A 14812-nucleotide genomic window follows, 5' to 3' on the forward strand; every position below is an offset into this window, starting at 1 on the left:
GGGGCGTCGGCCTCAGCTCACGGCCGCGTAATGCGCGTACACCTGGTCGTCGTCGAGCGGCACGATGCCCGCTCCGCGCTCGTACTCCGAGCGCGCCGTCTCCAGGAGCCGGCGCCAGGAGGTCACCGTCGGCCGCCGGCGCAGCAGTGCGCGACGCTCGCGCTCCGTCATGCCTCCCCACACGCCGAACTCGACGCGGTTGTCGAGCGCGTCGGCCAGGCACTCGGTCCGCACCGGGCATCCGGTGCACACCGCCTTGGCCCTGTTCTGCGCTGCTCCCTGAACGAACAGTTCATCCGGATCGGTAGTGCGGCAGGCGGCCTGCGCACTCCAGTCGGTAACCCAGCCCATACCGGCGCCGTCCTCTCCCGAATCGAGGCTCCCCCACGGCGGCAGCGGCATATTCACCGCCGCCAGTTGAGGACGTTACGGAAGGCGGGCACAGCGCAACACCCCCTTCGGGCCCAATCTTGAATGGCCCGAACGGACTATGGGTAAGCGGCAGATCACCCGGGGGAGTGAGCCTGCGACATACGGGACTATCCCGAAGCAAACGGGACAGTTCTATTGAGTCACAACGGACGCCTGATGACACACAAGGCGAATTCGGACACGCCCCCATCAAAAAAACCGGGGAACTTCCGGAACGATTCGGGGTCGCCGGACGTATTGATACGTAGCCCTGCTGCTGTGACAGTTGAGAGCAGCTTAGGCCAACGCCTATACGCGTGTCCGGCGAATGAGAACGTAGGCTGCCCCCATGCCAAAAAAGCGCTCGGGCGGTGGCCTGACGGCGACGCAGCAGGCCGCCAAGTTCCTCGGTGTCAGTGTGCTCTCGGGAGCCGTGCTGGCCGGCATCGCGCTGCCGGCGTTCGGCGCGCTGGGCCTGGCCGCCAAGGGGACCGTGGAGTCCTTCGACGAGCTCCCGGCCAATCTCAAGACGCCGCCGCTGAGCCAGCGCACGTCGATCCTCGACGCCCAGGGCAAGCCGATCGCCACGGTCTACTCCCGTGACCGCACGGTCGTCGACCTGGCGAACATCTCGCCGTACATGCAGAAGGCGATCGTCGCCATCGAGGACTCCCGCTTCTACGAGCACGGCGCGGTGGACCTCAAGGGCGTCCTGCGCGCGCTCAACAAGAACGCGCGCAGCGGCGAGGTGGCCCAGGGCGCGTCCACGCTCACCCAGCAGTACGTGAAGAACGTCTTCGTCGAGGAGGCCGGCGACGACCCGACGAAGGTCGCGCAGGCCATCCAGCAGACCATCGGCCGCAAGATCCGCGAGCTGAAGTACGCGATCCAGGTAGAGGAGGAGCTCGGCAAGAAGAAGATCCTCGAGAACTACCTGAACATCACGTTCTTCGGGCAGCAGGCCTACGGCGTCGAGGCCGCCTCCCAGCGGTACTTCTCCAAGCACGCCAAGGACCTGACCCTCCCCGAGGCGGCCCTGCTGGCCGGCATCGTCCAGTCGCCGAGCCGCTACGACCCGGTCAACGACGAGGCCGAGGCCACCAAGCGCCGCAACACCGTGCTCCAGCGCATGGCCGAGGTAGGCGACGTCTCGGCGGCCGACGCGGCCAAGGCCCAGAAGGCCCCGCTGGGTCTGAAGGTCACCAAGCCGAAGAACGGCTGCATCACGGCCGTCCAGGGCGCCAGCTTCTTCTGCAAGTACGTGGAGCGGGTCTTCCTCAGCGACCCGGTCTTCGGCAAGACGAAGGAGGAGCGCTCCAAGGTCTGGAACCAGGGCGGCCTGACCATCCGCACGACGCTCGACCCGCAGACACAAAAGTCCGTCCAGGAGTCGCTGAAGGACCACGTCTACAAGACGGACAAGGTCGCAGCGGCCGCCACCATGGTCGAGCCCGGCACCGGCAAGATCCTCGGCATGGGCCAGTCGAAGCCGTACGGCTACGGCAAGAACGAGACCGAGTACAACTACTCGGTCAACAAGGCGATGGGCGGTTCGAACTTCGGCTTCCCGACGGGTTCGACGTTCAAGCCGTTCGTGGCCGCGGCCGCGCTGGAACAGGGCCGGCCCATCAACCAGGCCTACCCGGCGCCGTTCGAGATGCCGTACCCGGAGACGGTCCAGACGTGCAGCGGCAGGCCGTGGGTCAACGACGGCAGGCCGAAGTACAAGCTGGAGAACGAGTCGGAGTCCGAGGTGGGCCCGTACGAGCTCAAGAAGGCGATGGAGCTCTCGGTCAACACCTACTTCGTGCAGATGCTCGCCGACATCGGCATGTGCCCGGTGGTGAAGATGACCAACGCTCTCGGCGTGGTCCAGGGCAACGGAGACAAGGTGCCCGAGGTGCCGTCGTCGATGACGCTCGGTTCGACCGGCCTCTCGCCGCTGACGATGGCGAGCGCGTACGCCGCCTTCGCCGCGCGCGGCATGTACTGCACGCCGATCGCCATCGAGTCCATCACCCAGACCGTGGGCGGCCAGAAGAAGTCGCTCGAGGTCCCGAAGTCGACCTGCTCGCGCGGGATGAGCGAGAAGACCGCGGACAGCATCAACACGCTGCTCAGCGGTGTGACCGACTCCGGCACGGGCCGTCAGGCCGGTCTGTCCGGTCGTGACAACGCCGGCAAGACGGGTACGACGGACGAGCGCAAGAACGCCTGGTTCGTCGGCTACACCCCGAACCTCTCGGGCGCCGTCTGGGTCGGCAGCGCCACCCAGAAGGTCAAGATGAACCGCATCACCATCGGCGGCCGCTACCACAGCCAGGTCTTCGGCGGAGACACCCCCGGCCCCATCTGGCGGGACGCGATGACCGGCGCGCTGGAGGGCAAGGAGGCCACGCCGTTCCACATGGTCGACCTCCCGAAGCCCGCTCCCGAGCGGAAGGACGACGGGAACGACAACGGCGGCGGCAACGACGGGAACAAGGGGAACAACGGCGGTAACGGCAACGAAGGCTTCATCGGAGGCCTCTTCAACGGCGGGGCGTCGAACGGCGGTGCCAACGGCGGCATCACCCTCCCGGACAACCTGTTCCAGGGGCAGGGCAACGGCGGGAACAACGGACGCAACGGCTCTGGTGGACGACGCTGAGGACAGCGCTGCGCGCGGCTGAACGGTCGGGCGGCTTCTGAGCCGCCGACCTTTCCCCGCGTGACCGACGGCCCCTGCTTCCCTTACGGGAGGCGGGGGCCGTCGGTTCTTCGGGCGGGGCGGTGTTCGGCGGGGCCGATGGGGCGATGCCTGGCGGGCGCGGGCGCCGCGTGATGGGCGGCGTTGTGCCGGATCCGCGTACAGGCGGGCGGTGCCGGACCCGCCGGAGCGGGGCGGACCGCCGGAGCGGGGGTAGGCCGCGCGGAGCGGGGGTAGGCCGCGCGGAGGCGGCGAGGCCTGTAAAGACGGCGCACGTCCCCGGCCGGGACGGCCGCCGAACGAGACCGCTGCCCCGGCCGGGGCGGCCACCGAACGAGACCGCCGCCGGCCACCCGCACAGACGACGAGGTCGGCTGACGCACGCGGCCGGGACCGCTCCCGGGAACGGCAGGTGCGCAGCTCAGGGACGCGCTGGTGGCCTACGGACCCGTCAGCCGGCGAGAAGCTTCTTCACCGCGGCGGCGACACGGCCGCCCTCGGCCAGGCCGGCCACCTTCGGGTTCACGATCTTCATGACGGCGCCCATGGCCCGCGGCCCCTCGGCCCCGGCGGCCTTCGCCTCCTGGACGGCCTGGGCGACGATGCCGTCCAGCTCCTCGTCGCTGAGCTGCTTGGGCAGGTACTCGGCGAGGACCTCGCCCTCCGCCTTCTCCCGCTCGGCCGACTCGGCGCGACCACCCTGCGCGAAGGCCTCGGCGGCCTCCCGCCGCTTCTTCGCCTCGCGGGTGATCACCTTCTGCACCTCGTCGTCGGAGAGCTCGCGCTTCTCCTTGCCCGCGACCTCCTCCTTGGTGATCGCGGCGAGCGTCAGCCGGAGCGTCGAGGAGCGGAGCTCGTCGCGCTCCTTGATCGCGGCGTTGAGGTCTTCCTGCAGCTTCGACTTGAGCGTGGTCATGGGTGAGATTGTCGCAGGTGCGCACGGCGCGGCGCCCGTTCATTTAAGGGGCGGCGACTCAGGGGCACTTGGGGGGCGGCTGAGGGACGTCTCAGGGGGCCGCGAGGTCGGACCCACGCCTTCCGTCTGACACGATGGACGTATGCGCGCGCGATACGGAGTACCACTGTCCCTCGCGGCGGCAGGCGCCGCCGGTCTGGTGTACGCGGCGGGTTTCGAGACCCGCTCCTTCCGCCTGCGGAGGGTGACGGTCCCCGTCCTGCCCTCCGGGATGCGCCCCTTGCGCGTGTTGCAGGTCTCCGACATCCACATGGTGAGCGGGCAGCGCAAGAAGCAGCGCTGGCTGCGTTCGCTGGCCGGCCTGCGCCCCGACTTCGTGATCAACACGGGCGACAACCTGTCCGACCCGGAGGGCGTCCCGGAGGTCCTGGACGCGCTCGGCCCGCTGATGGAGTTCCCCGGCGCGTACGTCTTCGGCTCCAACGATTACTACGGCCCGAAGCTGCGCAACCCCGCCCGGTACCTGCTGGAGAAGGCCCAGGGCCGTCACGGCCTGAACGGCAACCCGCCCGCGGTCGACGTCGTCCACAACCCGTGGGAGGACCTGCGCGACGCTTTCGACGGCGCGGGCTGGCTGAACCTGACGAACACGCGCGGCACGCTGAAGACCGAGGGCGCGTCGGTGGAGCTGACGGGACTGGACGACCCGCACATCAAGCGAGACCGGTACGCGCGGGTGGCCGGCGGCCCGTCGAGCGGCGTGGACTTCTCGATGGGGGTGGTGCACGCCCCGTACCTGCGGACGCTGGACGCGTTCACGGCGGACGACTACCCGCTGATCCTCGCCGGCCACACCCACGGCGGCCAGCTGTGCATCCCCTTCTACGGCGCCCTCGTCACCAACTGCGACCTGGACACCGACCGCGTGAAGGGGCTCTCCACGCACACGGCCGAGGGCCGCACCTCGTACCTGCACGTCTCGGCCGGATGCGGCACGAGCCGCTACACACCGGTACGTTTCGCCTGCCCACCGGAGGCGACCCTGCTGACGCTGACCGAGAGGGAGTAGCGGAGCCCTCCACGGGGCACGGAGCGCCCCGCCTCGGCCTGCCACGCGGCCCCCTCCACCCCCGTCCGTGCCCCCTCCGGCACCGCCGCAAAACCGGATTTCGTCTCCGGCCACCAGTGGGCTAAAGTAAACGACGTCACCGCGACAGCAGTGACATCGGGGTGTAGCGCAGCTTGGCAGCGCGCTTCGTTCGGGACGAAGAGGTCGTGGGTTCAAATCCCGCCACCCCGACAGCTGAGTAGCAGGTCAGAGAACCCCTTACCGGATCGGTAAGGGGTCCTCTGGCGTTATTGCGCGTCCAGCCGTGTGACTACCGATTCTGACGTGCTTGCTGAGTTACTTCGGCCGCTGGGGTACGCCGTCGAAGATGCCATCCCCGACCACGGCAGAGGTCGAACCGGGTCACTCCGGTCGGCCCCAGTCTGTGCGGATTCGCGCCACGGTCAGGTCGATACCGCCGACTCACCTGGGGCGGGGGATCCGACGCCCAACCCGGACATCGACTCGACGGCGGCGTCGACGGTCCTGGTGGAGGTGCTCCCAGGGGTGGCTGTCGTCGCCGGTGAGGTCCCGCCGGAGCTGAAGCCCGACCTGATCGACTTCGGGATCGTGCCCGCTGCCGACCGCAAGCAGATCTCCGCGATCCTCGCCTCGAGCGGGAACACAGCGACGCTGGTCGGCAATCTCGGAAGCGTGTTCTCCGGCGTGCAGGGGCTCTACAGGATCGACGCCACGACACAGGCCCTGCTGAACAGCGGCGCGACGCTCGCCGTCAAGGACGGCGGGAGCCTCGGAGCGGTGATGGTCCCTGGCCGCATCCTGCGCCAGGCCCGCTTCTACTCCGTGAATGCGGTGAGCAAGGCGCAGACCGCTGCCTCGATCGGGCCGGCGCTGGCCATGGTCGGCCTTCAGATGATGCTGAGTGAGGTCTCGGGCCTCGTGAGGACCAACCTCGCGGTGACAAGTCAGGTCCTCACCGCCATCCGCAAGGATCAGTGGGCCGAGCTGACGGGGCTCGTCGCCGCCATCGATCGCGCGGTCGACCAGGCGCGAGAGATCGAGTCGGTCCCTACGTCCTTGTGGGAGGACGTCGCGGGCAGTGGAGCACTGCTGCAGAAGCAGCTTGAGCTCTGTCAGGGGAACGTTCGCGACCACATCAGGCAGATCGGTCGGACCGACGCCCGCAGCCACCGTGAGTATCTGCAGACGAACGCCGAGGCGATCGCCTTCGACGCCCACGCCCTCCTGTCTTCCCTCAAGGCGTGGACCGGGTATCACGCGCTCCGCGCCGCGAGGGCCAGAGCCGCTGGACGCGACGACGCCGCAGAGGCGCAGTACGCCGAGGTCATCGCGCGCGACACCCGCGTGGAGTTCGACTCCGCTCTCGCCGAGTCGACGAGCCTCGTCGACGCGCTGACGCGGGAGCTGCGGATCACCGCAGAACTCCCCGGACCGGACGCATGGCCGCTGCCGGGGAAGCGGAAGGAGGTGAAGGCGGCCCGCGAGACCTCCGCCCGTCTTCTGGAAGCGATCGAGCCTCTTGCCGACGCTCTCCATCCGCCGGCCCCTCCACTCGAGGCTCCAGGGGTCGTCTGCGCACCCGGATCGCTGGATCTCGAGCCGTACCTTCGCATCCTGCGATGGCTCCTCGAGGACGGTGAGACCATGCGTGTCCTCGGCTTCCCCGACCAGTTGGACTCCCTCGGCCCCATTTCCGCGATCGTCGGCGGAGCGAAGGAGAAGTTGGCGGCGGCGAGGGACAAGGCTGCGGCAAGGACACTGGTCGCCGTCACGAACCGCCGCGTCATCATCGCCAGGACGAACGCGTTCCTCGAGCAAGCCGAGATCCGTCAGGCCGTCCCGGTCGACCAAGTGCGATATGTGCGATATGTGCGAGCAACGACGACACATGACAAGAGCGCGCGCTTGGCGATCGACCTCATCACACGCGACGAGAACATCCGGTGGCTCTTCCCCGCTGACATGGACCACACACAAGTGGCCGCGCTCGCCGCCGTGCTTGCCGAGTCGATGACGATCCCGGACGTCGAACGCGATGAGCTGCAACGGCGGTGCTGCGCCCCCGTCGAGGCAGGCAAGAACGGCGGGAGTGAGGACTCGAGTTCTACCGAACCGACTTGATGCGGGGCCACGAACCGCGAAGCCGAGTAGGCCCCGAGCCGACCGGCCAGTTCGTGGCCGGCCCATCCGTGGACCTCGTCAGGGGCCTGATCCGGTGGGTGAACCAGGCCCCTGACGGGGCTGCGGGGATCCCAGGGGCTACTTCGGGGCGACGAGCATGCGTTCCTCGCCGAACGTCGCGCCCGTGTGCAGGTACATGCTGGTCTCACCGTCGGACCAGCGGACGACGAGGTCGTCCGGCCAGCCGTTGATGTCGTAGCTGCCCGCCGTCATGGCCGCGTCGTGGGACCAGATGCTGTCGGCCGAGGCCATCTTGACCTCCTGGCCGAGGCCGCCGGGGCCGGTCTCCTGGTACTGGACGACCCTGCCGTCGGACCAGCGCACCAGGGTGTCCCAGTTGGCGCCCCCGGTGAAGTCGCCCGCGGTCACCAGAGTGGCCTTCTCCCAGAGTTCGTTCGGCTTCAGCAACTGGTGTTCGGTGCCGAACCCCTTGTCGCCGACTGCGGTGTAGTCGGTCACCTCACCGTCACTCCAGCGCACCAGCAGGTCGGTGACGTGCTTCGCGGTCCCGAAGCCGCCCCCGACGACCTGGTCGGCGTGGTTCCAGATGGAACCGGCTTCAGCCAGCCTGATCCCGTCGCCCAGGCCCTTGGCACCGACATCGGGAAAAATCTTGACCTCGCCGGACTCGAACACCACCAGCAGGTCCGAGCCGTTTCCACCGGAGAAGTCCCCGCCGGTGAGGGTTTTGACGCCCTTCCAGACGCCGTCCGGCGCGGGCAGCCGCCGCTCGCCGATGAAACCGCCGTCGCCGCCGCCCGTGTAGAGGGTGACCTCGCCGTCGGTCCACACCACGATCAGGTCGCCCTTGCCGTCACCGGTGTACTCACCCGAGGCCAGCAACTTGGCGTGGGACCAGGTTTCACCACTCCCCATGGAGTACGGCAGCCGCGGCTGGTCGTAGGAGGTACCGTGCGAGACGTGCTGATCGTTCTTCGCCTCGTCGTACAGACGGAAGAACCAGTCGCCGTGCAGGGGGCTGTAGGTGAGCCAGTCCGCTTGCTCGTCGTTGCCGCCGCCGTTGTAGCCGCCGACGTTTCCGATGATCTCGCCGGTGCCCTTCGCCCAGTCGACCTGGGAGAACCAGGGGCCACCGGAGACGCCGCCCCACATGCCGCGGCACTTGGCCTGGATCTGGTAGAAGCCGGGCAGCGCCTCCGTCCGCGTCGGGCAGCGCACCGCGTGGTCCTCGGGGTTGTGGCTGGAGGGGTAGCCGACCATGGTCACCTTGTTGAGATAACCCGGCGTGCGCACCAGCTTGTTCGCGCCCACGACGTCCTGCGCCTGCCTGCCGTTTTTCGAGGGCTCGAGCCGACCGAAGGCGAAGTCGAGGTCGGAGACGGGTTTCTTGCTGGTGTGCACGTACCGGTTGTCGGCGAACCACTCGGAGATCCGGTGGAAGCCGAACGGCTGCTTGTCCAGCGTGAGTTCCGCGGTGTACATCGGGACGAAGACAGCCTTGCCCCCGGAGCAGTGCGCGGCGGTCAGGATCAGGTTGCGGCCCGGGCTCTCCACCACGCTGGCGGAGCACTTGTGGGCGCGCATCCGGTCGGTGTCCGGTTCCGTGGTGTAGGTGAAGATCGTCCCTACGGACTTCAGCCCGAGGATGTGCTCCGCGGTCGGCATGTCGGCCGTCGCCGCGGATGCGGCTGCGGCTGCGGCTGCCCGCGACGGCCCGGAGCCGGCGCTCGGAGCAGCCGTCAGCGAGAGCGGGGCGGGGTCGGTGGCCGAGGCCATCCGTTCGGGCGTCCAGAAGCGGAGCGCGTCCGCGTCCGACCACTCGTCCTCCCCGGTTTCCGTGCCGGAGGGCCCGCTCGCACCCGGGTCCGCACTCGAAGCCGGCGCGGAGGTCGCGGTTCCGCTCGCGCTCGGTGACGCCGACGCGGAGGCCGAGGGCTCTTCCGCGTCGTCGGAGGGCACGGGGCCGACGGAGAGCGACGGCTCGGTTCCGGCGGAGGGTTCGCCGGAAGTCGCCGTCGCGAGGGAGGGGCGAGGAGCCGGCGTTGTGTCCTGGGGCTGGGCTCCGGCCAGGCCCTGTCCTGCTCCCAGGGCGAGGGCGGTTCCGGCCGCGAGGGCCATGAGGCGTGAGGTTCGTCTGCGTCTGCGCAAGGTGGGCAAGGGACCCATTCCGGGGTGTGAGGCGACTGACTCCGGCGGCGGCCGCGGCCGGAGTGGGGCACGGTGTGACCAGAGGGAGGCGTCGAGGACGCCTCAGGCTCCGACCGCCGTCAAGCGGAGGCCGCCGCCCTGCGTGAACGGCGGCGCACGATGAGGACGCCGACGGAAGCGAGGGCCGCCGTGGCGGCCGCCGCGGCGGCGGCGGTCGTCCGGGAGGAGCCGTGCGGGACGGGCTCGCCGGCGACCGTGAACTGCCGGGTCGTGGTCTGTCGGCCGTGGTGGCTCAGCGCTGTCAAGGGGTAGTGGCCCTCGGGCACGTCGCCTCGCAGTCGGGCGTGGCCCGCGTAGACCGTGCCGCCGTCGTCGCACTTGCAGCCCGGGTCGTCCGCGCTGCCGGTCGTGAGGGTCACCGGGGCGTCGAAGACGGGTGACCTGACGGTGACGGAGTTCTCCCCCGGCGCGGCTCGCAGATCGGTGAGGACCAGCCGGACGTCGCTCCCCGGCCGTACCGCAGCGGAGGCGTCGCCGCCCGGGAAGGCGTCTGCGGGGCCGATGACGAAGCGGCTGATCTCCGCCGAGCCCTCGGCGGCGACTTCCAGCCGCGTGGTGGCGACGATACGGCCGTGGCTGGTCGCGGTGGCCGGGTAGGGGCCCGGGCGCAGGCCCGGACGGATGCGGTGCTCCGTGCCCGCCTTGTTCGTCTGGACCGATTCCGCCGACCCCTTCTTCAGGGGGGTCAGGGTGATCGGCTCCACCAGGGCCGGGGACGTGATCTCGACCGTGTCCCACCCCGGCGGCATTCCCTGGACGCTGAACCAGAGGGTGTCGCCCGCCTCCAGGATCCTGCCCTGGGGCACGTGGTACTCCAGGCGGACCGCCGCGGACGGGCCGTCGGCCCGGGGCGGGGTCGCGCTCTCGGCCGACGCCCCTTGCGTCGGCCCCAGCGACGGCACGAACACGAGAGCGGCGACGCCCACGGCCCTGACAGCGTTGCGTAACACGATTCCCCCCGGGACGGGGACGGCTGCCGGCGCGCCCCCTTCGATCGGCTGACCGGGAAGAGGGCTTCAGACCCCGCCAGGTTGCCGTGGGCTGCCGACGCCCGGGGTGGAGGAGTCGGCGGGGGTGAAGGACAGGGCGAGCTTTTACTTCTGCCTATATCGGATATAGGGGATGTATCAGTAGGTTTCTCAGGAATCGCGGATGGGTCTCGTGGGTCTCGGTGGTGGTCTGGCGGCTGTGAAGCGCAGGGTGCTTGCCCGGGTGGCCATGGCGGTCGTGGTCGTCGGGGCCTGGGGCCTGGTCGGGGGGTGTGGGGAGGGGGGTGGGGACGGGCCTTCCGTGGGGCTGCTGCTGCCCGGGGGCGGGGACTCCCGGTTCGGGCAGTTCGACCGGCCGCTGATCGAGGGGAAGCTCAAGGAGCTGTGCCCGCACTGCCCGGCGGCCCTGGTCGCCGCCACGCCCGATCCCGCCGTTCAGCGGCAGCAGCTGGAGTCGATGATCACCAGGGGTGTGGACGTGCTGATCATCGCCGCCGTCGATCCCGAGCTGCTGCGTCCGTCCGTCGAGGCCGCGCACCGGGCCGGCATCCCGGTCGTCGCCTACGACCGGCTCGCGCAGGGGCCGGTCTCCGGGTACGTGACCTTCGACGGCGCGGAGGTGGGCAGGCTCCAGGCCCAAGGGCTGCTGAAGGCCATGGCGGCCGAGGGGCGGAGCGAGCAGATCGTGATGATGAACGGGGCCACCACCGATCCCAACGCCGAGTGGTTCAAGGAAGGGTCGCTCGCCGTCCTCAAGGGCAAGGTGAAGATCGGCGAGTCGTACGACACGGTCAACTGGCGGCCGGAGAACGCCTTCGTCAACATGCGCGGAGCCGTCGCCGCGCTGGGCGCGAACGGCATCGACGGCGTGCTGGCCGCCAACGACGCCCTCGCCGGCGCCGTGATCTCCGCTCTCAACGCCACCGAGGTCCGACCCCTGCCCCCGGTCACCGGTCAGGACGCCGACCTCGTCGCCGTACGGCGCATCGTCAGAGGCGAGCAGTACATGACCGTGTACAAGCCCTTCAAGCCCGCCGCCGACGCCGCCGTACAGATGGCCGTCGCTCTCGGACGCGGGCAGTCGGTCGGGTCCATCGCCACCCGCACCGTCGACAGCGCCACCACCGACGACATCCCGTCGGTCCTCCTCCCCTCGGTCCCCGTGACCGTCGACAACATCAAGGACACCGTGGTGAAGGACGGTATGTACACCATCGACCAGGTATGCCCTCCTAGACTTCGGTCGGCGTGCGACGAGGCCGGGATCACCGGCTGAGCGCTCACGGAAGGAGGTGGCCTCGTGCCAGGCCCCGTGCCAGGGCACGTCCAGGGTCAGCCCCTTCTGGCGATGCGCGGCGTGTCCAAGCGGTTCGCCGCCGTACAGGCGCTGGTGGACGTCGAGCTGGAGATCAGGGCCGGGGAGGTGGTCGCCCTGATGGGCGACAACGCCGCCGGCAAGTCCACCCTGGTCAAGGTGATCTCCGGGGCCGGCCCGGCCGACCGGGGCGTCATCGAGTGGCAGGGCGACGCCATCCAGATCCGGCGCCCCCAGGACGCCCAGGCCCTGGGTATCGCGACCGTCTACCAGGACCTCGCGATGTGCGACAACCTCGACGTCGTCGGCAACCTCTTCCTCGGCCGGGAGATCCACCGGTTCGGCGTCCTCGACGAGGTGGAGATGGAGCGCCTCACCCGCGAGTTGCTGCACACGCTCTCCATCCGCATCCCCGACGTGCGCGTGCCGGTCGCCGCGCTGTCCGGAGGGCAGCGGCAGGTCGTCGCGATCACCCGCTCGCTCCTCGGCTCGCCCCGGCTGCTCCTGCTGGACGAGCCCACCGCCTCCCTGGGCGTCGAGCAGACCGGTCAGCTCCTCGACCTCATCGAGGAACTGCGCGACCGGGGCCTCGGCGTCCTCCTCATCAGCCACAACATGGGCGACATCAAGGCCGTCGCCGACCGGGTGGCCGTCCTGCGCCTCGGACGCAACAACGGCGTCTTCGACGTGAACACCGCCTCCCAGGAGCAGATCATCTCCTCCATCACCGGCGCCGCCGACAACGCGGCGGGCCACCGCCCCACCCGCCCGGAGGAGGCGTGGCCGTGAGAGGGAGACGGGGGGACGGGCCGGGGGCCGCCGGCGGCGAGGCGGAGACGAACGGCGGGCGGCGGGTGGAGAAGGACGGCGGGCGGCGGGCGGCCGCGCGGGTCCGGGCGTACGTCGCCCACGGCGTCCGCCGGCGGCTGCACGAGCGCGATCTCGGTCCCGCCCCCGCCCTCCTCGCCCTCGCCGTGATCTGGGTGGTCTTCCAGAGCCTCAACGAGAACTTCCTCTCCCCGCGCAACCTGTCCGTGCTCAGCGTGGACATCGTCGGCACCGGCATGGTGGCCGTCGGGATCGTGTTCGTGCTGCTCATCGGCGAGATCGATCTGTCCGTGGGTTCGCTCGCCGGGCTCGCGGGCGCCGTGTTCGCCTCGCTGAACGTCAACCTGGGGATGCCGGAATGGCTCGCCGTGATCACCGCGCTGTGCTGCGGCGCCGCCGCCGGGGGCCTGCACGGGTTCTCCTTCGCCAGGATCGGCGTGCCCGCGTTCGTCGTCACCCTCGCGGGTCTGCTCGCCTGGAACGGGGTGATGCTGTACCTGCTGGGTCCGGACACGTCGGTCAACTTCAGCGAGGACGGGCTGGTCGCCCAGCTGACCAGCCGCTACTTCAGCTCCGGCCCCGTCGTCCACGGGCTGGCGGCGCTCGTCACGGCCGTGTACCTCCTCGCCGCCCGCCGTGAGCGCCGGCGCCGGGTGGCCGCCGGCATGCCGTCCCGGCCGCCGGGCGTGATCTGGGCGCGTACGGCCGTCCTCGCGGCGGTCCTGTTCACCGTGGTCCACGTCCTGGACCGGTTCGAAGGGCTGCCGCTGGCTCTGCTGGTCTTCCTCGCGGTCATCGCCGCCTCGGACCTCTTCCTGCGCCGCACGACCTATGGCCGGCAGATCCTCGCGCTCGGCGGCGGCGTGGAGGCGGCCCGGCGGGCCAGCGTCGACGTGACGCGCGTACGGATCGCGGTCTTCATGGTGTCGGGGACCCTGGCGGCCGTCGGCGGGCTGTTCGTCGCGTCCCGGCTCACCTCGGCGAGCCAGGTGCCGGGCTCCGGGATGCTGCTGATCAACGCGATCGCCGCCGCCGTCATCGGGGGCACCAGCCTGTTCGGCGGACGCGGGTCGGCCTGGTCGGCGCTGCTGGGGGTGCTCATCATCCAGTCGATCGCCTCGGGCATGTCCCTGATGGGCGTGGCGTCCCCCGTGCAGTTCATGATCACGGGCGGGGTGCTGTACACGGCGGTGGTGGCCGACGCGTTGACCCGACGCACCACGAGCCCGCCCGGGCGGGCCTGAGGCGGAAAGGGCGAGGGGGGTGCCGCCGGGCACCCCCCTCCCCCACGTCAGGCGCCCAGGTACACCGGGGCCTTCTGGCGGGACTTGCCGTGGATGTAGTTGCTGACGGTGCCGTCGGCGGCCAGGACGACCAGCGTGTTGTCGTCCTGGAGGACGACGGGGCGGGCCTTGGCGTAGGCCACGGGGAACGTGCCGTGGCCGGTGGTCAGGCGCACCCCGTAGACGCCGTTGTGCTTGACCAGCCTCACGGTCGAGCCGTCGGCGAGCTTGTAGCGGCCGGGACGGGGGTGGGCCGCGGTGGCCGCGCCCGTCCAGGTCAGGGTCGTGCCGTCGGGGGTCAGCACCAGCGTGCGGCCGCCGAACAGGGCGGCGCCGGAGCGGGCATCGGCGTCGAGGAAGCGGATCAGCTTGCCGCCCTGGAAGACGCGGGCCTGGTAGTGGCCGCCGGCGGAGACCCGGAAGATCTGCGCGGTCGTCCGCGCGTCGAGGCGCACGGTGCGGACAAGCTTGCCGCGCTGGGTGCAGTCGGCGGACAGCGCGGGGAAGGCGATGGCCTGCCACGGGGTGGAGCCGCCCTGGCTGCGCTGGTGGAACACCGGCTTGGCGCTCAGCACCCCGGTGATCTTCAGGCCGTTGGACAGGTTGACGGGCCTGCTCTGGTCGACGGTCGCGACGACGCCGCCCCGGGAGGTCAGGAGCTTGGCGGACGCGCCGTCGTCGGCGCTGTTGACCAACCGGACCTTCATGCCGCCGAAGGCGGAGGGGACCGTCTTGACGGCGACACAGTTCGCCTTGTCCGTCGTGGGCACGGCCGGAGCGGCGGCGACCGCGGCGGTCGCGGAGGCGACGGAGGCTAGGGCCGTGCCGACGAGGGCGACGGTGGCGAAGGCGGTACGAAGGGTGGGGCGCATGGCGGCTCCTGGTTACCTGGCATCTGCGGCGACGGTCTCGCTGACCTGCGATGACAACGGTAAAAATCA

11 protein-coding genes and 1 tRNA gene are annotated in these 14812 nt (G+C 70.2%); 7 read left to right on the plus strand and 5 right to left on the minus strand.

Translation table 11 applies throughout. The features are described from left to right. Window positions 1-12: 12 nt before the first annotated feature. Complete coding sequence (gene wblA, locus ACIRS4_RS18085; RefSeq protein ID WP_207228732.1) at window positions 13-351, minus strand: transcriptional regulator WblA; 339 nt, start codon at window positions 349-351, stop codon at window positions 13-15. 409 nt (window positions 352-760) lie between these two features. Between wblA and ACIRS4_RS18090 the strand changes: the two genes are divergently transcribed. Beyond that, entirely contained in the window at window positions 761-3061 is a 2301-nt protein-coding gene (locus ACIRS4_RS18090) for a transglycosylase domain-containing protein (RefSeq protein ID WP_404196475.1), read from the plus strand. Between the two features lie 490 nt (window positions 3062-3551). Here ACIRS4_RS18090 and ACIRS4_RS18095 read toward each other — a convergent pair whose 3' ends face one another. Next, on the minus strand, window positions 3552-4016 hold the full coding sequence (locus ACIRS4_RS18095; RefSeq protein WP_130438556.1) for a GatB/YqeY domain-containing protein: 465 nt from the start codon (window positions 4014-4016) through the stop codon (window positions 3552-3554). Window positions 4017-4158: 142 nt separating this feature from the next. Here ACIRS4_RS18095 and ACIRS4_RS18100 point away from each other — a divergent pair, with 142 nt between their 5' ends. The 3 genes from ACIRS4_RS18100 (at window position 4159) to ACIRS4_RS18110 (ending at window position 7227) form a co-directional block, all read left to right on the plus strand. Next, window positions 4159-5085: a metallophosphoesterase gene (locus ACIRS4_RS18100; RefSeq protein ID WP_404196478.1), complete on the plus strand. Its 927-nt coding sequence runs from the start codon at window positions 4159-4161 to the stop codon at window positions 5083-5085. 157 nt (window positions 5086-5242) lie between these two features. Beyond that, a tRNA-Pro gene (locus tag ACIRS4_RS18105) sits at window positions 5243-5316 on the plus strand. A 93-nt stretch (window positions 5317-5409) separates the two neighbouring features. Next, window positions 5410-7227: a hypothetical protein gene (locus ACIRS4_RS18110; protein WP_404196481.1), complete on the plus strand. Its 1818-nt coding sequence runs from the start codon at window positions 5410-5412 to the stop codon at window positions 7225-7227. Window positions 7228-7365: 138 nt separating this feature from the next. Here the strand turns inward: ACIRS4_RS18110 and ACIRS4_RS18115 are convergent, their stop codons facing one another. After that, complete coding sequence (locus ACIRS4_RS18115; RefSeq protein WP_404196484.1) at window positions 7366-9366, minus strand: hypothetical protein; 2001 nt, start codon at window positions 9364-9366, stop codon at window positions 7366-7368. 149 nt (window positions 9367-9515) lie between these two features. Further along, window positions 9516-10406, minus strand: coding sequence for a hypothetical protein (locus ACIRS4_RS18120; RefSeq protein ID WP_404196486.1), 891 nt, complete (start codon window positions 10404-10406; stop codon window positions 9516-9518). Between the two features lie 202 nt (window positions 10407-10608). On the opposite strand from ACIRS4_RS18120, the gene ACIRS4_RS18125 reads away from it, so the two are divergent. The 3 genes from ACIRS4_RS18125 to ACIRS4_RS18135 all read left to right on the plus strand — a co-directional run bounded on the left by ACIRS4_RS18125 (window position 10609) and on the right by ACIRS4_RS18135 (window position 13832). Next, window positions 10609-11721 carry a sugar ABC transporter substrate-binding protein gene (locus tag ACIRS4_RS18125; RefSeq protein WP_404196489.1) on the plus strand — a complete coding sequence of 371 codons (1113 nt, stop codon included), beginning with the start codon at window positions 10609-10611 and terminating at the stop codon, window positions 11719-11721. Window positions 11722-11793: 72 nt separating this feature from the next. Beyond that, a complete protein-coding gene (locus ACIRS4_RS18130; protein WP_130438561.1) occupies window positions 11794-12549 on the plus strand; it encodes an ATP-binding cassette domain-containing protein in 756 nt (251 codons plus the stop codon). Continuing rightward, a complete protein-coding gene (locus tag ACIRS4_RS18135) occupies window positions 12540-13832 on the plus strand; it encodes a sugar ABC transporter permease (protein ID WP_404196491.1) in 1293 nt (430 codons plus the stop codon). The genes ACIRS4_RS18130 and ACIRS4_RS18135 overlap by 10 nt, the downstream gene beginning before the upstream one ends. Window positions 13833-13879: 47 nt before the next feature. On the opposite strand, the gene ACIRS4_RS18140 is transcribed toward ACIRS4_RS18135, so the two are convergent. After that, window positions 13880-14743: a hypothetical protein gene (locus ACIRS4_RS18140; protein ID WP_404196494.1), complete on the minus strand. Its 864-nt coding sequence runs from the start codon at window positions 14741-14743 to the stop codon at window positions 13880-13882. Between the last annotated feature and the right edge of the window lie 69 nt (window positions 14744-14812).

It is taken from the genome of Streptomyces sp. NPDC101166 (assembly GCF_044768125.1).
Classification (GTDB): domain Bacteria; phylum Actinomycetota; class Actinomycetes; order Streptomycetales; family Streptomycetaceae; genus Streptomyces.

Bases quoted from the DNA above. Each gene is read 5' to 3' on its own strand.
- ACIRS4_RS18095 (WP_130438556.1), bottom strand. From the start codon at position 4,016: ATGACCACGCTCAAGTCGAAGCTGCAGGAAGACCTCAACGCCGCGATC.
- ACIRS4_RS18140 (WP_404196494.1), bottom strand. From the start codon at position 14,743: ATGCGCCCCACCCTTCGTACCGCCTTCGCCACCGTCGCCCTCGTCGGC.
- ACIRS4_RS18090 (WP_404196475.1), top strand. From the start codon at position 761: ATGCCAAAAAAGCGCTCGGGCGGTGGCCTGACGGCGACGCAGCAGGCC.
- wblA (WP_207228732.1), bottom strand. From the start codon at position 351: ATGGGCTGGGTTACCGACTGGAGTGCGCAGGCCGCCTGCCGCACTACC.
- ACIRS4_RS18130 (WP_130438561.1), top strand. From the start codon at position 11,794: ATGCGCGGCGTGTCCAAGCGGTTCGCCGCCGTACAGGCGCTGGTGGAC.
- ACIRS4_RS18100 (WP_404196478.1), top strand. From the start codon at position 4,159: ATGCGCGCGCGATACGGAGTACCACTGTCCCTCGCGGCGGCAGGCGCC.
- ACIRS4_RS18125 (WP_404196489.1), top strand. From the start codon at position 10,609: ATGGGTCTCGTGGGTCTCGGTGGTGGTCTGGCGGCTGTGAAGCGCAGG.
- ACIRS4_RS18115 (WP_404196484.1), bottom strand. From the start codon at position 9,366: ATGGCCCTCGCGGCCGGAACCGCCCTCGCCCTGGGAGCAGGACAGGGC.